The organism is Candidatus Caldatribacterium saccharofermentans (genome assembly GCF_050267035.1).
GTDB lineage: Bacteria > Atribacterota > Atribacteria > Atribacterales > Caldatribacteriaceae > Caldatribacterium > Caldatribacterium saccharofermentans.
In genome coordinates, this window is record NZ_CP187957.1 from 584041 (window position 1) to 601272 (window position 17232).

Genomic DNA, 17232 nt, shown 5'->3' on the forward strand with positions numbered 1-17232 from the left:
CGGGGTCAGGTGTGATCAGAGGGATCGGCGGTAAATCGTCAGGATGTCTTCTTTCGTGAGAACTTTCACCGAGCCAATGGGGCCTCTTTTTGCTACCCTTTCGGCCATCTCCTCAAGACGTTCTTCGCCAATGCCCACTTCCCGAAGCCTTGTGGGAGCACCGATCTCCCGGAACCACTGTCGGGTCCGCTCAATACCGGCTTTCCCGAGGTCTTCGTCGCTTCGGTTCCCGCGGGGGATGTCCCATACCCGCTCGGCGAACTGGGCGAACTTCTTCGGAATGAGCGGAAGGACGTATTCCATCCACTGGGGGAAGAGAATGGCCAGCCCCGCCCCATGGGGGATGTCGTAGACACCGCTTAACTCAAGCTCCATCCGGTGCGTTGCCCAATCACCTGTCAATCCTGCTTCAATAAGATGGTTGAGGGCCAGTGTCCCGCACCACATGATGGTGGCCCGGGCGTCGTAGTCTTTCGGGTTTTCGAGGACTCTTGGGGTGTACTCGATGATGGTCTTCATGATGCTTTCTGCCAGGCGGTCCTGGAGAGGCGTCTCAGGAACGGGATGGAAATACTGCTCGAACACATGGGCCATCATGTCCACGATGCCGTAGACGGTGTGGTCTTTCGGAACGGTGAAGGTGTTTTCGGGGTCGAGGATGGAAAAGTCAGGGAAAAGCACAGGGTTCTTCACCACGAGTTTCTCCTGAGTCTCGTCATTTGTGATGACTGCATTCCGGTTCATCTCAGAGCCTGTGGCCGCAAGAGTCAGAACAGTCCCCAGAGGGAGCTTCCGTTCCGGTACACTTTTTCCCGTAAAGAAATCCCACGGGTCACCATCATAGCACACTCCTGCGGCAACAATCTTGGCAGTATCGATGACGCTTCCCCCACCCACAGCGAGAACAACCTCGACTTTCTCCCTCCGGCAGATTTCCACTCCTTCCCGGACTTTGCTGAGACGAGGATTTGGCTGGATACCAGAGAGTTCGGTAACTGAACACCCTGCCTCCTGCAGGCGACGCACTATCCGGTCATAGAGACCGGTCTTTTTGATGCTCCCTCCACCATAAGCAAGGAGCACCCGTTCTCCGTACTTGCGGCATTCCTGCCCTACCCGGTCGGTTTCCCCTCGTCCAAAAAAGAGGCGCGTAGGATTCCAGTACTCAAAGTTTCGCATGTACCTCGACCTGGTTCAAAAACTTGACTGTTTCTATTTTCAGCCAAGCCGGCCCCCAGACCAGGCTTTCGCCTCCTTCCGGATATTTGATTTGCCCTCCGAGGGGCAGGGCGACAGGGGACCTCGGCCCGGGAGTCCCACCCGGACGGGAGTACTGCACCGGAAGGGCACAACTGGCACGGACCGCCGGACTGTGTGGACCTTCCGGCGGGGAATTGCTCCCGCCTCCCGCGTCCTGTTAGGACGCCTACCGGTTTGTCCGACACCGGCTAAACGGGGTCACCGCAAGGACAGGGCCAAAAGCTTTAAGTCGCGCCAGACGGAGCAATACGCTTCCTGCTGCCACGGGGCAAACCCGTTGTGCACAGGGAGCCTCCCCTCCAGCCGTCTCAAGCAGGCCCTGACCCTGCGGGTCATCCCTTCTCCTTCCCTCGGTGTATCAGGATTGACCTTTTGGGTCAGGTTTTGCTTGATACGGGCTACCAGTTGCTTCATTTCTTTCGTTACCCGTTCCTTAAAGCCCATCGCCCGGCGGCCTACAACAAGTGCCGCCGAGCAGTGCACCGGAACGGCGTAACACTCCATGTACTTCCAGTAACCTATAGTGGACGTGTGCCGGGCAGCCACGAGCTTGAAAGATACTCCCTCTTTGACGCCCTCCGGCACACCGCCTCCACCATCTTCGCAAAGGGAAAGTTTGAAGCCATGCGGTTGAACTTCTTGTTGGTGTCCAGCCTATCTTTCCCAAACTCCAGGTCTTCCAGGATAACCGGCTTGCCCAGAAAGAAGGCTATGTCTCCCACTACTTTGGCTAAGACACCTATCAGGTAGTCCCGTCGAAAGCCGGAAGCGTAAGCCAAGTCAGGTACCCTGATGTACAGAAAACCGTTAGGGTAAGTGGTAACCTGAAACTCTCCTTCGTATTTACCCAGGTTGCCGGGGTATGGAACACTAAAACCTTCCGGCCACGGCTCCGGCTGGCCTGAAGCGTTTATGTTGCATAAGGCCACTCTGTCAGGGTTCGTGTCCAGGGCTAAACAACCTTTAGCCAAGTTGGGCTCCCGCACTCCACTCAGTTCAAACGTCAGATGCACCATATAGCGGCCCTCCAGGGTGCGGACCAGCTCTACTGAATAGGGTAGCTTCATGGCCAGCCATACCCGCACCAGGTCCCGGTGCTTCTCCGGCAGCCACAACCTGCCCTCCACCCTCGGGGCGCGGCTCATCTTCGGGCGGCCCAGGGCGTCCTCGCCTACTTTCTCCGAGAGGTGGGAGATGGTCACCGCCAGGGAGAACTCCCCCTCCCGGTAAGTTACCTTTATGTTAGGATTGCCGCCTTTGGTCTCGTCCCCTCGGGAGTAGAGGCGGTTTTTGCGAGCGGCCCGCCACTTCTCCCGCGTGGCCCGGCCTTTGCAGACCTTCTTCCACAGTTTCTTGCCGCCAAACACTACCCTGGGTACAGTCCCGTTCTCCCGGTGGGCTTCCAGTTCGGCCAGTTTCTTCTCTAAAGATGCTACCCGGTTGTTCCGCCCCCTGACCACCAGGCGGAGTTTTTCAATAACTTCTGGAGCAGCCCCTTTTTTCTCTGCCACCACCAGCTTCCTCATAGCCAGGCTGAGCTTTTGCTTTGCCCGGCCCAGCTTCTTTTCCGTCTCCTCAATCTCCAGTCCCAGGAGCTCTCTCTGGGAGTCCAGCACACCTTGTGCCTTAAGCCTGGCGTCGTCCGCATACCGCGAGTTGAGACCGAAAAGCTCCTGGCCGAGTTTTTTGATTTCATCGCGGGAAGCGCCTTCCAGGAGCCGGTTGAAGGCCCACCGCATGCAGGCGCAGAAAAGCCGCATCTCCGTAACAAGAGGGTCTTCCTCACCCCGGCTCCACCTTGGAGACCGGGAGGTGGGGAAGACCTCTGGAAAAAACTCCCCGCATACTGTAAAGCTCAATTTGTCCTTCTTTTGCCTCTCCGGCATCCCTTATCAGCTCCCGGAAGCCCTGCCGGATTTTCCTCCCACCCCTCGCTCCACACAGCCGGGCCGAAAAAGAAGTCACTATGGCTAACAAATCTTGCACCAGCTCCGTATGTGCGTCCTCGGGCTCTTTCCGCGAAACTTCTATCTCTACACCGCAGTACTTTACATGGCGCTCTAAATAGGCGTACCCGAACCTGGCCAACCTGTCGGGGTATTCGATGAGGAACTTTCTGAACTCACCCCGTTCGGCGCTTTTTAGCACCCGTTCCAGGCCCCGGCGGTTCTGGTTTAAACCCGAAGCCACATCCGAATACTCCGCCACTACACGGTAGCCCTTCTCCCGTGCGTATGCCCGCAGTCTCTCCATCTGCCGCTCGAGGTTTCCAGCGTCGGCCCGCTTCTTCGTAGACACCCGGGCGAATAGTTAAGCACAACCAGTTACAGTCAAATCCCTCGAAGCTGATGCAAACCTCCCTTTCCTCCATTGTAGCATGGAAGAAAAGGGTTCAGGGATTCCAGTGCTTTTTCAAGAACTCGAGGCCCTTCTGGGCGATGTATTCGCTGCTTGGCGCAAGAGGGCGCCATATGGAGGCTGCACGGGCAATCTCCTTCACGCCCGGGACGAAGGACTCGATGACCAGTGCCCCCCGGTAGTTGATTTCCCGAAGCGCCTGGAAAACTTCATCCCACTCCACGTGGCCCTCTCCAGGTGTTCCCCGGTCATTCTCGCAGGTATGGACGTGGAAGAGGTGCTTCCCTGCCACTTTGATCGCCTGGTAGAGGCTCTTCTCCTCAATATTCATATGGAAGGTATCAAGGTGAATCCCCACGTAAGGACTCCCCACCTCTTCCACAAGGCGCACGGCATCCTCCGCAGTGTTCAGAAAGTACGTTTCAAAGCGGTTGAGGGGCTCAACGGCAATTTTCACATTACAGTCCTCGGCAACTTTGGCGAGTTCCTTGAGGCCTGCCACTGCTCGCTTCCACTCCTCCGCCGTCCGTGGTTCTCCAGTGAGCTTGCCCACCGCAGAGTAACAGGGACCGCAGAGCACCGTTCCACCCCAGGCGGAGAGCATCTGGAGACAGCGGGTGAAATAAGCGAGTGCTTCTTTGCGAATTTCGGCACTGTCACTCACGAGGTCCCTCCGTTCCCCCACCACGGCACACCCGGTCACCGCAAGCCCGTTTTCCTCAAGAAGTGCTTTCGTCTTCTCCACAGAAATGGCATCAAGGAGATCAAGCGGGATTTCCACACAATCAAAGCCAAGCTCTTTCACCATAGGGATGAGGTGAGCCTCGCTATCTGTGTACGCCGCAGTCCAGAGAAAGAGATTCACGCCAAACATCCGGCATCCCCCTTTCAGAAAATGCGTTCCTCGGTCATGCGGTCGAAAATGCGAACTTTCTCCTTCTTAAACCCGAAAAAGACCCGTTCCCCAGCCTCGAAACGAGCTCCCTTCTCGCTCCGTACCCGGAGAACATGCCCATCAAGGCGCAGGCGCACAATCTGGATGACCCCAAGAGGCTCCACCACCTCAACCTGGGCAGGGTAGAAGCCTTCTCCTTCCTCCCGGGAGATTGTGATATCCTCGGGGCGAATGCCAAAAATCACCTCAGGGCTTCTGATACTCTTTCGACAGACCGAGGCAGCATCCTCTGGAAGGGCAAAGGTGAAGTACCCTGGACCCACATTGAGACGGTCTTCCCCTTCAAAGAGGGCCGGGACGAAATTCATTCCAGGGCTCCCCACAAAGTCGGCAACAAAGACATTCCGAGGGTAGTGGTAGATTTCCTGCGGTGTTCCCACCTGGACGACGTGTCCCTGGCGAATGACGACAATCCGGTCTCCCATGGAGAGTGCCTCGGCCTGATCCGGGGTGGCGTAGAGGAAGGTCGCACCGGTCTCGCTCTGCAGGCGCTTGAGCTCAGTACGCATTTCCTCGCGGATTTTGGCATCGAGGTTGGTCAGAGGTTCATCAAGGAGGAAAACCCTGGGGTTTCGCACCAGTGCCCGGGCGATGGCCACCCGCTGCATCTCTCCACCGCTTATGTGGATCGGTTTTCGGGACAGGAGGTGGTCGATATGGAGGAAACGGGCGACTTCCTTCACCCGCCGCTCGATCTCTTCTTTTGAGATATTCCGGATGCGCAGAGGCGAAGCGATGTTCTCAAAGACCGTGTACCGCGGATAGAGAGAAAAGTTCTGGAAAACGAAGGCCACGTCCCGGTCTTTAGGGGGAAGGTCGTTAACCACCTGCTCTCCAATGCGAATGGTGCCACCGTCAGGCCGCTCAAGACCTGCCACACAGCGAAGCGTGGTTGTTTTCCCTGCCCCGGTTGGACCAAGAAGGACCGTGATGGCTCCGCTCTCTGCTTCAAGAGAAAGCCCGGAAACGGCGGTGATTCTTCCAAACCTCTTGGTCAATCCTTCAATCACAAGACGTGCCATAGACGTCACCTACGCGATGAGTTTTTCCGTTTCTGCGTGGAAAACACGAATTTCCCGGAACACCAGGCCCACCTTCTCCCCCACCCTGAGCATCACATCCCCTGGAAGGAGTGCCTTCACAAGATGCCCGAGAATGCGGAAGGTCACCACGTTCTGCACTCCAAGAGGCTCAAAGACGTAGACCTCGCCATCGAGGAGTTTCTCTTGCTCCCCCGCAACGAGGATATTTTCAGGGCGTACGCCAAGGACCACCTGCCGTACCGGCTGCACAAGACGCCTCAGGGCAGCTTCCTGCTCCTCTGCCAGGGGGATGAAGTACGCACCGTCCACCACAACACCCAGGCGTCCATTTCTTTCCTCCACGCTACCGGGAATAAAGTTCATCCCCGGGCTCCCGATGAACCGGGCTACGAAGAGGTTTGCCGGATAATGGTAGACCTCATGAGGCGAGCCAATCTGCTGGATGTCCCCAAAGTTCATCACCACGATTTTGTCAGCCATGGTCATGGCTTCCACCTGGTCGTGGGTCACGTAAATCGTCGTAGCCTTAAGGGATTTCTGGAGTTTCTTGAGTTCGGCCCTGGTGACTTCCCGGAGTTTGGCGTCGATGTTCGAGAGGGGCTCGTCAAGGAGAAAAACCCGGGGACGGCGGACAATTGCCCGGGCCAGGGCCACCCGTTGCTTCTGACCACTCGTGAGCTTGCGGGGCTTCAGGTGGAGAATATCCTCAATCTGCAGAAGCCGCACGACCTCACCGACCCGCTGGCTGATTTCCTGCTTCGGCAGTCCTTCTGCCCGGAGCGGGAAGGCAATGTTGTCGTACGCCGTAAGATGCGGATACAGGGCGTAGAGCTGGAACACAAAGGCGATGTTTCGGGCCGCCGGGCTCAGAGGGGTCACATCTTCGTCATCGAAGTAGATGCGTCCACCGTCTGGCTGTTCCAGCCCAGCAATGCAGCGGAGCGTCGTGGTTTTTCCGCAACCCGAGGGACCAAGGAGAACCGTAAACTCTCCCTCCTTCACCTCGAAAGAGATGCCCTTCACCGCCTCCACATGTCCGAAGCGCTTGTAGAGCTTTTCAACCCGCACTGAGGACATCGCTATGCCTCCTTCTCCCCCGCAAGTTCCTCAAGGGGAGGAATGTGGGAGAAGAGGATGTACAGTCCTGTTCCTCCCCCAAGAAAAGCGAAACCGTAATGGTAGAGGAAAAAAGTAAAGGGCTGGCAGAGGCTGAAAATACCAAAGACGATGAGCACAATGGAGAGGGATTCCATAAACCTCTTGATTCGCGCCAGGAATCTCATGTCCATCTACTCCTTTATCGCTCCAAAGGTGAAGCCCCGGATGAGATTTCCTCCAAGGAGGAAGGTGAACACAACCACGGGAAGAACCATGAGGAAAGATCCTGCAGCAATGTGCCCCCAGTTCACTCCCGCCGTTCCGAGGGAATGGGCGATAGAGGGCACCGCAGTCCGGGCCCGTTCCCCGGTGAGAAGGAGCGAGAAGGTAAATTCGTTCCAGGTCATGATGAGGCTGAAAATGGCTGTGGCCACCATACCCACCCGCATCTCCGGGAAGATAAACTTGAAGAAAGCCTGGAAGCGGGAGTACCCGTCAACCAGTGCTGCCTCTTCGTACTCCGGAGGGATATCGTCAACGAAACTCCGCATCATCCACACGGCAAAGGCGAGGTTAAACACCGTGTACATGATGATGAGCCCGAAACGGGTATCAAAAAGCCCTAAAGCCCGGTACATCATGACAAGAGGAATGGCAATGACCACAGGCGGCAGCATGCGGCTACTCAGGATGACAAAGAGCAGGTCATCTTTGCCCCGCACTCGCATCCTCGAGAACACATACCCGGAGAGTGCCCCAAGGAACGTGGCAAGAAGTGTACTCACGAAGGACACCACGATGCTATTGCCGAGCTGTCGCAAGAAGGCCGAAGGTTTTGGTTTTACCTCAATGCCGCGAACTGTTCCAAGAGCTCCCCCGGCACCGACATAGAAGATGTTCCGGAAGTTATCAATTTGCGGACGCCAGACCCATTTGGGAGGAAGGGCAAAGGCGTCTACCTTGCTCTTCGTGGCCGTCGAGAACATCCAGTAGAGGGGAAAAAGGTAGATACAGAGCAACACTACAAGGACCACCACGATAATCCGGTTCTTAACGGCTCTTCGCTGGAATTCGTTCATTCCACTCCCCCCTTACGCCCTCCGCAAACGATTGAGATACGTGATGTAGATATTGCTCAGGGCGATGATAATGATGAGGAGCACATACGCCAGGGCACAGGACCGCCCCGTCCGCCAGAACGAAAAGGCAAGCTTATAGATGTAGAAGGGGATGATCTGGGTAGCGTACCCCGGCCCTCCTTCGGTGAGCACGTACACCACGTCAAAGAAACGGAAAGCATCCATGGTCCGGAAAAGGACGGCAAGGATGAGAATGGGGGCAACATAGGGAAGCGTAATGTATCGGAATTTGAACCACCCCGAAGCCCGGTCAACATCCGCAGCTTCATAGAGGTACCTGGGGACACTCGAGAGCCCAGCCAAGCTCAAAAGCACGATGAAGGGTGTCCAGATCCAGACGTCGGTGATAACCAGAGAGTACAGAGCGTACTCGTAACTCGTCGTCCAGGCGATTTTCGGCATGCCGAAGAGCCGACCCAGGATGTAATTGATGATACCCCAGTTGGTATCCATCATGAAACGGAAGAACTTCCCAACAACTGCAGGAGAAAACATCATTGGGAGAATGAAAAGCGTTGTCAAAAGCCCCTTTCCGTAGAACTCCCGGTTAAGGAGCATGGCTATGCCAAATCCAAGGAGGAACTCGATAGCCACTGCAAGAAGGACGAACTTTCCGGTTGTGACGAAGCGATCCCAGACTTCTTTCTCCCGAAAGAGGGAACTGTAGTTCTGAATCCCGATGAACACCGGAGGATTGGCCGCATTCGCCGAGTACTCGCAGAAACTCAGGTACAGCGACCAGATAAGGGGGAAAATAACAAGAAAAAGCAAAAGGCCAAAGGTGGGGAGGAGAAAAAGGTAGAGCATTCCTCGATCTGAGACACGATTTGCCCATGTGTTCCGAATATCCACGAACTTTTCCCTCCTCTACAGCTGCTGCCCCCCACAAGGGGGGCAGCACTATCCTCATTTGTAGTAGCCAGCACGCTCAAGGATTTCCTCGTGCTTTTCTGCGATGAGGTCCATAGCCTCTTCAGGGGTGTACTTCCCAAGGATGGCGGCATTGAGAATTTCTGCCATGACCGTACCCATTTCGTTGTACTCGGGGATTTCCCAGTAGTCCTTGAGGTGTGGATAGCTCGCCCGGGCAACCTTATTCACCGGTGCGTACTCAAGGTATTTATCGTCTTCAACAATGGGCTTCATGCAGCTGAACATCCCGGCCTGGGCCCATTTCCACTGGGTCTCGGGGGAGAGCCACCACTCGAGGAACATGAGGGCTTCCTTCTTGTAGGGTGTGTAGGCCGAGATGGACATACCCTGCCCACCGAGCTGGACGTACCACTCTTTCTCCCTGGGGGTGGGGAAGAAGTCAACCTTATCCCAGACCAGGGAGAGGTTAGGATCCACAAGGCCCGGATAGAATGCCAGGTATGTCCCCATCATGGCGACAAGCCCCTGCTGCATGGCAGTATTGGCCTCATCCATGCTGTAGTTGGCAGAACCTGGAGGACAGTACTTGTAGATGTCCACCCAGTACCGGGCAGCGGCTTTACCTTCTTCACTATTCAGGTACCCCTTGACACGCTTGGTCACCGGATCCCAGAGTTCCGCTCCGAAGGACCAGAACACGGCGAGGAATTCATCGGTGAGTCCAGCCGTTGGGATTGGGGCGTGCCACAGAGCCACTCCGTAGAGGTTCTTTTCTGGACGGGTGAAGAACTCGGCAATGTCCTTGAGCTGGCTCCAGGTCTCGGGAACCTGCAGAGCATAACCGTACTTCTCCTGGAAGGCTTTCTGCTCTTCGGGGTCGTTGAAGAGGTCAGTCCGGTAGCACATTCCAAAGAAGTCTCCCAGAGCCGGAACACCATAGTACTTGCCACTCCCGTCGGGGTACTCGCAGAAGGACTGGATGAAGGTGTCGTAGAAATCTTCCTTCTTCACGTGTTCGTTGAACCAGTCGGTGATGTCGAGGAGATGTCCGCCAACCACTGCTTCACCAAGCCACTGGGAATCAGGAAGGACGATGTCGAAACTCGTTTTGCCTGAGGCAAATTCTGTGAAGACCTTATCATGGTACTGCGGCCAGGGAACCGGGTCACCTTTCACCTTGATACCGGTCTTGGCAGTGAAGTCTTCCGCAAGGGCAATGAGGGTATCCATCGGCGCCCAGGCTGCCCAGGTGATGGTAAGCGTCACCTCTTCCGCCAGAGCTACTCCCCCGAGGATTGTCCCCAGAAGGAACACCACAAGCACACCAAGAACGAGCCGTTTCATCTACATACCCTCCTTTCAGAATGGTATTTTTGTCAAGAGGTGCCTCAAAAACGCAGAGAACACAGACTCAGAGGAGTATCTCTTCTCTCACCCCCCTCCCTTGACAGGAGTCACGTTCCACAAGGACAGGTTCGATGAGTGTGAGCGGTGGACAGTCTTTCTTCCCCCGGAGAAATTGTAACAAAAATTCCACTCCAGTTCTACCCATCTCGTACTTGGGCTGGCGAACTGTGGTGAGCGACGGATGCACGTAGGAGGCCAGGAGAATATCATCAAAGCCCACAATGGAGATGTCCTCAGGAACGCGAACTCCAGAGCTCAAAAAGGCCTTGAGCGCCCCCACCGCCACAAGGTCCGAGCTTGCCACAACGGCCGTGGGACGCTTCTTTTCTTTGAGGAGCTTCTTCCCCAGAGTGAAACCAATCTCCACCCGGTTCTTCTGGATCTTCTCCACAAGCACCCATTCATCCCGAAGAGGTAGACCCTTCCGTTTCATGAAGTTGAGGAAGGCCCGCTGCCTTTTGACCAAAGACAGAACATACGGGGGTTCACTCAGGTACCCGATATCGGTGTGGCCTAAAGATACAAGATACCGCAGGGCTTCCTCGATACCCTTCTCGTTGTCCACCACCACTGAAGGCCAGAGGTCGTTCACTGGGTACACGTCCACAAGAACAGCAGGAACACCGCTTGAGGCAAGACGACCCCAGAGACGCTCAGCGATGAAACTGTAAGCAATCACCACTCCATCAACCTGGTGCTGTTCCACAAGACTCACAAAGCTCTCCTCAAGCTTTTCCTTGTAGGACGTGGCGTAGAGAATGACGCTGTAACCCGCTTCCTGGGCCACATCAGTGACACCCTGGGCAAGTTCAGCATAGAAGGGGTTGGTGACATCGGGAATGAAGAGACCCAGGGCATTGGTCTTCTGTCGCTTGAGGTTCCGGGCAGTGAAGTCAGGACGGTAGTTGAGCCGCTCAATGGCCTCAAGAATCTTCTTTCTCGTTTCCGGGGCAACCGGAGCCGTGCCGTTCAGAAAGTGCGATACGGTCGAGAGAGCCACTCCCGCCTCTTTTGCCACATCTTTCATGGTCACCCGGTGAACCCTCGGCTCCACAGACTTCACCCCAACATGCCCTGCTCTTTACTCCATCACTACCATCACTTTCAGAGGATTGCCTTTCTTTTCCCGGGCCACCTGGAGGCCTTCCATGAGCTCCTCAAGCGGAAACACATGGGTCACAAGACGCTCGGCATCCACAAGACCCCCGGCGATGCTCTGGATGGCCTCAACCCAGGTGAACGGCGCAAGCCAGGAGAAGCGAATGTTCTTGTCCCAGAAAATGGAAGAAAGTGCAGGAACCTCTATGACGTCCTTTGCTCCTGGAAGTCCAAAGTACACGATGTTGGAACGACGCCCGGAGACTTCAAGGGCAAGCTGCATGGCTTCCTTACTTCCCGTGACCACAATCACCCGATCTGCCATGCGTCCCCCGGTGAGGTGCGAAATACGCTCAACGACATTTGGCGCATAGTACGGCGACGAAGCATCTCTGACGTTGAGAAGTTCATCGGCCCCCATCGCCTTTCCCACCTCAAGCCGGAAATCCTGAGTTCCCACGAGGATCACTTTCCCTGCACCACTCCGCTTCACGAGGGACACAACAGAGAGCCCAATGGCCCCAGGACCGAAAACCACCACCGTATCCCCAAGGCCAACCTGGAGATTTTTCACCCCGTACACCGCATTGGCCAGGGGTTCCACAAAGGCCCCGGCCTTGAAAGAGACATGCTCAGGAAGCCTGTACACATGGGTGTAGTGGGATACCACGTATTCTGCGAAGGCACCGTTTGCCGAAACCCCGAGGACCTTTTTATTCTCGCAGAGGTTCACGAACCCCCGGTAACACACCTCACAGGCGTTGCAGTACTGCACCGGGTTCACTGTGACCCGATCACCCACGGAAAAGAGCTTGCGCTCTGCAGGGACCTTCCCGACTTTTACGACTTCCCCAGAAAACTCGTGCCCAAGGATAAGGGGTCCTTTGCCTGTTGGTGTTTCAAGAGGGGAAAGACCCCAGTAGTAGGCAACGTCAGACCCACAGATGCCACAGGCACGCACCCGAATGAGGAGCTCGTCATCGGCAATTTCCGGCACCGGGACTTCCTCAAACTTCATAACCTCCGGCTCGTAGAATACCCAGGCCTTCATCGTCGCAGGAATCATGGTCTCCCTCCTTACGCCATGCCGAGCCTGGCGAAAAGGTCTCGAAGGAACTTGATGGAATCGGCCGTAATATCCCAGGCATTGGGCCAGAAGCAGAGGTCAATGCACCACCAGTCCGAGGTGTACCCGCTTGCCACAATCGCCGGGATGACCTTTTCAAAATCGATGTACCCGGTCCCGAAAGGAGCATGGGTACTCGTCTCGTCGTCGTGGAGGGTGTTGTCCGAGTCGATGAGGTGCACGTGCCCAATGCGTCCCCGAAGCATGTCCACGAGCTCCAGAATGCCCCCGGGGAGGGTTTCCCTGGGCTCGGTCTGCTTTGCCCCAACCACAGCACACATCTGGGCATGACTTGTATCAAGGAGGATTTTGAAGTTCTCCCGATTCACATCGTCGTGCATCTTCCTGATTTCGCTGGGCTTGTTGAAAATGAACCCGGGCTCAAATTCCCACACCACCATGACACCCACATCCCGGGCCTTATCCGCGCATTTCTGGAACATCGCCACAACCCGATCCCAGGTCTCCCTGTAGTCCCAGTCCTTAGGGAAGGGTGTCCCGGTTACGGTGTCCACGCGGATTTTGTCGAAACCACAGTCGACGCAGAACTCCAGCGACCGGTCAAACATCTCCTCATAGGCCTGGACGATTTTTGGGTCGCCGCTGGCAAAGGGGAAACTCCAGAGATCCGCCACGTAGGCACTGACGCCGAGGCGGTACTTCTCAAGAAGCCCGAGGAGCTTCTTGCGGTCCTCTTTTGTGGGGTAGAGGTCAGGATGAGCGTGAGGTTTGAAACCGCCAAGTTCAACGCCATCAAAACCGAGTTCCGACAGGCGCACGATCACTTCATCAAGGGGTACAGGGTGGCTTGCATAGGGACCGATGGCGTAGGCCCAGCTTCCGATGGAGATTTTCGCCTTACCCAAGGACATCCCCTCCTTTGAGATGTGGAGAATCGTGTTTATAAAAACGTTTTCAACATGAACTACCATGATTATGATAAATATGTCCCTTTCCTGTCAACCCCCCGTGGGGCTTTTCTATCAAAAAAGTTGTAGACCCTTGAGACCCCTGGGAAGAACCTCTGCTCCACGCTTCATTTTGCGAAAAGGCGATGGTATGATGTTTTTGGAAGCTCAAACCACCGGAAGGTCTTCTGGCTATGTCCGGAAAAGCGCTTTTCACCATAAAGACCGAGGCCCTGTGGGAACTGAGCCGCGAGAAATCTCGTTTCGTGGCCATGAGCTTTCGCCTTTTTCACCCCGAGGAGAGCCGGGAGAAACTCAAGAGAGCCATGGGGTGCTGCCCCCAGGCTACTCACTACGTCTATGCCTTTCGATGTGGTCCCCAGGGAGAAAAGGAGTACGCCTCAGATGGCGGGGAACCGAAGGGCAGTGCCGGATGGCCGGTTCTTGGGGTTCTGCGACGCTTTGCGGTGACGAACAGCATGGTGGTGGTTGCCCGGTACTTCACCGTCACCACTGAACCACAGGCCTTTGAGCTTTTCGTCCACCGCCTCCTGCAGTACCTCAAAACGAAAGAGCGCCTTAAGACAGAGAGAGCGCGCTGTGAGGTTTCCTTCACCATCCCCAAGAGCCAGGAGGATGCACTCTTTGGCTTTCTTGAGCGGGAACGTCTGCGGGGAACGGTAAAATGCTTCACAAGGGGGGAATAAACATGCGGTACGTACCTCTGGGGAAAAGTGGTCTGTACGTTTCCGAGGTGTCTCTGGGAACCATGACTTTCGGCAGAGAAACACCTGAAGAGGAGGCCGTAGCCATCCTTTTCCGCTACCTCGATGCGGGAGGGAACTTCATCGACACCGCCAACGTCTACAGTCAGGGTGTTTCGGAGAGCATTCTCGGACGGGCGCTCCGGGGAAAAAGAGACAATATCGTTCTGGCAACCAAAGTATTTTTCCGGATGGGCGAGGGACCGTATGATGGCGGAGCCAGCCGAAAACACATATTGAAGGCCGTTTTTGACAGCCTCAAGCGCCTGCAAACAGACTACATCGACCTCTACCAGATTCACTGCTTCGACGCCTTCACCCCCCTTGAGGAAACTTTCGAAACGCTGGCCTACCTCGTTGAGCGGGGATACATTCGCTACGTCGGAGTTTCCAACTACACCGGGTGGCAGATTACGAAAGTCGTCAGCCTCTGCGAAAAGTATGGCTTCCCCCGCCCCATCTCCGCCCAGATGCAGTACAGCCTCGTGGAGCGAAATATCGAGTACGAAGTGATCCCTGCCTGCTACGACGGAGGACTGAGCATTATGGCCTGGGGGCCTCTGGGAGGCGGATTCCTCTCCGGAAAGTACACTCCCCATACCCCACCCAAAGAAGGGCGGATTGCCCAGGCGAAAAAGGACTGGGAAGAAGCCTGGGAACGCCGGGCAACGGAGAAGAACTTCCAGATTCTCGAGACGGTCAGGAACCTCGCGGAGAAATACGGGAAGACGATACCGCAGGTTGCTCTCAACTGGTTGCTCACGAGAAAGGACGTTATCCCCATTCTTGGCGTTCGGACCCTCGCGCAACTCGAAGATAACCTCGGGTGCGTGGGGTGGCGTCTTGCCGAAGAGGACGTTGCCCTGCTTGACGCCGTGAGCGCCCCACCGGAAATTTACCCCTATCGCTTCATCCAGTGGGCTCAGGGGCTGGTGTACCGGGAGGAATTCCTTCCTCGGTGAAAGGCTCACCCAGGCGGTGCAGCCGGATGAGGTTCCGGTACCCCAGAAAAGGAGAACTTGCCACAAACACCACAGGATCACCGGGCCGGGCGAGTTTTCGCCCAAGGAGAATTTCCTCGGCTCTGCGAAGGAGGGTTATGCTCTCTGCCTCTTCGGGCACATCGAGAACCTCAGGCAACACTCCCCACACCAGGGCAAGCTGGCGAGCAGTCTCTTCTTCAGGAGTGAGAGCGAGGATGGGCATCCCCGGCCGAAAGGAAGACAGCACCAGGGCGGTGAAACCAGAATGGGTGAACACCACAAGAGCCCGGGCGTTGACGTTACAGGCGGTCTGCAACGCTCCAAAAACAATGGCCTCGGGGAGCATCCCCCGGGGCCGGTAGAAAGAAGGGATGCGCGAGGCAAGATGCCGCTCCGTGGCTTCAACCACTGTGTGCATCATCTGCGTGGCAAGTACCGGATACTTCCCGATTGCAGTTTCTGCCGAAAGCATGAGGGCATCGGCACCGTCAAGAACGGCATTGGCGATGTCCGTCACCTCTGCCCTTGTGGGGCTTGAGGACTCCCGCATCGACTCAAGCATTTGCGTGGCGATGATGGCGATTTTCCCACGCTCTTTCGCAAGTTTCACAAGCATTTTCTGGTACACCGGGACCATCTCGATGGGGGCCTCAACCCCCAGATCTCCTCGGGCCACCATGAGACCATCAGCTTCTTGGGCGATTTCTTCTGCAGCGTGCAGGGCCTCTTTCCGTTCAATCTTGGCGATGAGGGGAGGAAGACGGAATCCCCGTTCCCTTGCCCAGGACCGGACTCTGGCGATATCCTCCCCATCCCGAACAAAAGAGAGGGCAACGTAGTCAACCCCAAGGTGCACCGCCATTTCCAGGTCCCTCTGGTCCTTCTCTGTGAACGTCCGGGCCGAGGTGTTCGTGCGGGGAAAATGGACGCCTTTCCGCGAACGGAGCACCCCACCCTCAAGCACCGTCGCGTGAAGACGATCGGCAAATTTCTCCTGCACCTTGAGCTTTATCAGACCATCGTCAAGGAGGATGTCGTCTCCCACCTTCAGGTCCTCAAGGAGGGGTTCGTAGCGGATGTACAGCTTTTGCGCCGTTGTCACACCCTCTCCGGGAAGGACAACCACCGAGGAACCCTTCTCAAGCTCCACAGCTCCCTGTTCCACTTCCCCGATGCGGATTTTGATGCCCTGAAGGTCGGCAAGGATAGCCACAGGCTTCTTCAACTCTTGAGAAACCCTTCGCACAAGCCTAACCGCATGGTGGTAAAAAGCAGGGTCGCCATGGGAGAAGTTGATTCGCGCCACATCCATTCCGGCACGAACTACTTCAAGGAGAATCCCGTACTCTGCCGAGGAAGGACCAAGGGTACAGATAATCTTCGTTCGCCGCATTTTGTCTCCCGACCTTTTCCAGGATTATACCACGGGCACTTCTGGTACAATGAAGGAAGGGAGAGGAAAACCATGCGAAGGAGCGGACAGAACAGGTTCCCTGAGGTTGATGCGCTTCGGGGTTGCGCCGTCGTCATGATGCTTCTGTACCATATGCTCTTTGACCTTGTGTTCTTCGGCAACCTCAAGATGAACCTCTTCTCGCCCTTCTGGCGAGGATATGTCCTCTCTGGTGCCTCGCTGTTTGTCGGCCTTGCAGGGCTCTCGCTAACCCTGAGCTTTTCCCGGGAGCGGAAACACCGCAACGTCGTTCCATTCTCGAAGTACCTGAAAAGAGGGCTTCTTTTGCTTTTCTATGGAATGGTCATTACCCTCGTTACCTACCTCGCACTCCCTGAATCCTATGTTCGCTTCGGCGTCCTCCACTGCATAGGAACGTCGGTAATCCTCGCCTATCCCTTCATCCCTCGACCGTGGCTGAGCCTTTTGGGAGGTTTAGGAAGCATCGTAGCCGGATACTTCCTCTCCCTGAAGATTTTCCCGTTCTCTTTCCTTCTTTTCCTTGGCCTCAAGCCTCCACGATTCTCCACCCTCGACTACTTCCCCCTTTTTCCCTGGTTTGGGGTGGTGCTTTTGGGAATCTTCGCAGGGAACTTCCTCTACCCCGGGGGGGAGAGGGGTTTCACTCTCCCGAACATCCCTGCCTTTCCCTTTCGGGGGCTGGCTTTCCTGGGGCGCCATTCCCTCACCATTTACCTCTTCCACCAGCCGGTGATTCTTGGTCTCCTCTTCCTCCTTGGCCTCATCCGGTTCCCCCTGTAGTCCGC

General features: G+C 55.9%; 16 protein-coding genes and 1 pseudogene. 3 read left to right on the plus strand and 14 right to left on the minus strand.

Annotation, left to right across the window (positions count from 1 at the left end; all coding sequences use genetic code 11):
- Positions 1-15 precede the first annotated feature (15 nt).
- The 13 genes and pseudogenes from ACPT9Q_RS03035 to ACPT9Q_RS03095 form a co-directional block, all read right to left on the minus strand.
- On the minus strand, positions 16-1179 hold the full coding sequence (locus ACPT9Q_RS03035; protein ID WP_427366266.1) for an iron-containing alcohol dehydrogenase: 1164 nt from the start codon (positions 1177-1179) through the stop codon (positions 16-18).
- A gap of 279 nt (positions 1180-1458) precedes the next feature.
- Positions 1459-3146, minus strand: a pseudogene (locus ACPT9Q_RS03040) (IS200/IS605 family accessory protein TnpB-related protein).
- Positions 3043-3513 carry an IS607 family transposase gene (locus ACPT9Q_RS03045; protein WP_427366268.1) on the minus strand — a complete coding sequence of 157 codons (471 nt, stop codon included), beginning with the start codon at positions 3511-3513 and terminating at the stop codon, positions 3043-3045. The pseudogene ACPT9Q_RS03040 and the gene ACPT9Q_RS03045 overlap by 104 nt, the downstream one beginning before the upstream one ends.
- Before the next feature lie 139 nt (positions 3514-3652).
- Positions 3653-4492: a sugar phosphate isomerase/epimerase family protein gene (locus tag ACPT9Q_RS03050; RefSeq protein WP_427366269.1), complete on the minus strand. Its 840-nt coding sequence runs from the start codon at positions 4490-4492 to the stop codon at positions 3653-3655.
- Positions 4493-4506: 14 nt separating this feature from the next.
- Positions 4507-5595: an ABC transporter ATP-binding protein gene (locus tag ACPT9Q_RS03055; RefSeq protein ID WP_427366270.1), complete on the minus strand. Its 1089-nt coding sequence runs from the start codon at positions 5593-5595 to the stop codon at positions 4507-4509.
- Between the two features lie 9 nt (positions 5596-5604).
- Positions 5605-6693, minus strand: a complete 1089-nt coding sequence (locus ACPT9Q_RS03060; RefSeq protein WP_427366271.1) for an ABC transporter ATP-binding protein — start codon at positions 6691-6693, stop codon at positions 5605-5607.
- A 2-nt stretch (positions 6694-6695) separates the two neighbouring features.
- Positions 6696-6905, minus strand: a complete 210-nt coding sequence (locus ACPT9Q_RS03065) for a hypothetical protein (protein ID WP_427366272.1) — start codon at positions 6903-6905, stop codon at positions 6696-6698.
- Entirely contained in the window at positions 6906-7793 is an 888-nt protein-coding gene (locus tag ACPT9Q_RS03070; protein ID WP_427366273.1) for a carbohydrate ABC transporter permease, read from the minus strand.
- Between the two features lie 12 nt (positions 7794-7805).
- On the minus strand, positions 7806-8705 hold the full coding sequence (locus ACPT9Q_RS03075) for a carbohydrate ABC transporter permease (RefSeq protein ID WP_427366275.1): 900 nt from the start codon (positions 8703-8705) through the stop codon (positions 7806-7808).
- Positions 8706-8759: 54 nt separating this feature from the next.
- The gene (locus tag ACPT9Q_RS03080) at positions 8760-10070 is read right to left on the minus strand and encodes an ABC transporter substrate-binding protein (RefSeq protein WP_427366277.1); all 1311 of its coding nucleotides are present in this window, start codon (positions 10068-10070) and stop codon (positions 8760-8762) included.
- Between the two features lie 67 nt (positions 10071-10137).
- Positions 10138-11196 (minus strand): LacI family DNA-binding transcriptional regulator, encoded by a 1059-nt coding sequence (locus ACPT9Q_RS03085; RefSeq protein ID WP_427366279.1) that lies wholly within the window; start codon positions 11194-11196, stop codon positions 10138-10140.
- Between the two features lie 18 nt (positions 11197-11214).
- Complete coding sequence (locus ACPT9Q_RS03090) at positions 11215-12297, minus strand: zinc-dependent alcohol dehydrogenase (protein WP_427366281.1); 1083 nt, start codon at positions 12295-12297, stop codon at positions 11215-11217.
- Between the two features lie 11 nt (positions 12298-12308).
- Positions 12309-13223, minus strand: a complete 915-nt coding sequence (locus ACPT9Q_RS03095; protein WP_427366282.1) for a sugar phosphate isomerase/epimerase family protein — start codon at positions 13221-13223, stop codon at positions 12309-12311.
- 236 nt (positions 13224-13459) lie between these two features.
- Here ACPT9Q_RS03095 and ACPT9Q_RS03100 point away from each other — a divergent pair, with 236 nt between their 5' ends.
- Together ACPT9Q_RS03100 and ACPT9Q_RS03105 are read left to right on the plus strand one after the other, a co-directional pair.
- Entirely contained in the window at positions 13460-13972 is a 513-nt protein-coding gene (locus ACPT9Q_RS03100) for a YigZ family protein (RefSeq protein WP_017873644.1), read from the plus strand.
- 2 nt (positions 13973-13974) lie between these two features.
- Positions 13975-14991, plus strand: coding sequence for an aldo/keto reductase (locus ACPT9Q_RS03105; protein WP_017873645.1), 1017 nt, complete (start codon positions 13975-13977; stop codon positions 14989-14991).
- Here the strand turns inward: ACPT9Q_RS03105 and pyk are convergent.
- Positions 14939-16405 carry a pyruvate kinase gene (gene pyk / locus ACPT9Q_RS03110; RefSeq protein ID WP_427366283.1) on the minus strand — a complete coding sequence of 489 codons (1467 nt, stop codon included), beginning with the start codon at positions 16403-16405 and terminating at the stop codon, positions 14939-14941. The two genes, ACPT9Q_RS03105 and pyk, sit on opposite strands and share 53 nt — an antisense overlap.
- 72 nt (positions 16406-16477) lie before the next feature.
- On the opposite strand from pyk, the gene ACPT9Q_RS03115 reads away from it, so the two are divergent.
- Positions 16478-17227 carry a heparan-alpha-glucosaminide N-acetyltransferase gene (locus tag ACPT9Q_RS03115; protein ID WP_427366284.1) on the plus strand — a complete coding sequence of 250 codons (750 nt, stop codon included), beginning with the start codon at positions 16478-16480 and terminating at the stop codon, positions 17225-17227.
- Positions 17228-17232 lie beyond the last annotated feature (5 nt).

What these genes read in the sequence shown, in the direction of transcription:
- ACPT9Q_RS03050 (WP_427366269.1), bottom strand. Translation starts at nt 4,492, where the DNA reads ATGTTTGGCGTGAATCTCTTTCTCTGGACTGCGGCGTACACAGATAGC.
- ACPT9Q_RS03080 (WP_427366277.1), bottom strand. Translation starts at nt 10,070, where the DNA reads ATGAAACGGCTCGTTCTTGGTGTGCTTGTGGTGTTCCTTCTGGGGACA.
- ACPT9Q_RS03060 (WP_427366271.1), bottom strand. Translation starts at nt 6,693, where the DNA reads ATGTCCTCAGTGCGGGTTGAAAAGCTCTACAAGCGCTTCGGACATGTG.
- ACPT9Q_RS03090 (WP_427366281.1), bottom strand. Translation starts at nt 12,297, where the DNA reads ATGATTCCTGCGACGATGAAGGCCTGGGTATTCTACGAGCCGGAGGTT.
- ACPT9Q_RS03055 (WP_427366270.1), bottom strand. Translation starts at nt 5,595, where the DNA reads ATGGCACGTCTTGTGATTGAAGGATTGACCAAGAGGTTTGGAAGAATC.
- ACPT9Q_RS03100 (WP_017873644.1), top strand. Translation starts at nt 13,460, where the DNA reads ATGTCCGGAAAAGCGCTTTTCACCATAAAGACCGAGGCCCTGTGGGAA.
- pyk (WP_427366283.1), bottom strand. Translation starts at nt 16,405, where the DNA reads ATGCGGCGAACGAAGATTATCTGTACCCTTGGTCCTTCCTCGGCAGAG.
- ACPT9Q_RS03045 (WP_427366268.1), bottom strand. Translation starts at nt 3,513, where the DNA reads ATGGAGAGACTGCGGGCATACGCACGGGAGAAGGGCTACCGTGTAGTG.
- ACPT9Q_RS03035 (WP_427366266.1), bottom strand. Translation starts at nt 1,179, where the DNA reads ATGCGAAACTTTGAGTACTGGAATCCTACGCGCCTCTTTTTTGGACGA.
- ACPT9Q_RS03065 (WP_427366272.1), bottom strand. Translation starts at nt 6,905, where the DNA reads ATGGACATGAGATTCCTGGCGCGAATCAAGAGGTTTATGGAATCCCTC.
- ACPT9Q_RS03105 (WP_017873645.1), top strand. Translation starts at nt 13,975, where the DNA reads ATGCGGTACGTACCTCTGGGGAAAAGTGGTCTGTACGTTTCCGAGGTG.
- ACPT9Q_RS03115 (WP_427366284.1), top strand. Translation starts at nt 16,478, where the DNA reads ATGCGAAGGAGCGGACAGAACAGGTTCCCTGAGGTTGATGCGCTTCGG.
- ACPT9Q_RS03070 (WP_427366273.1), bottom strand. Translation starts at nt 7,793, where the DNA reads ATGAACGAATTCCAGCGAAGAGCCGTTAAGAACCGGATTATCGTGGTG.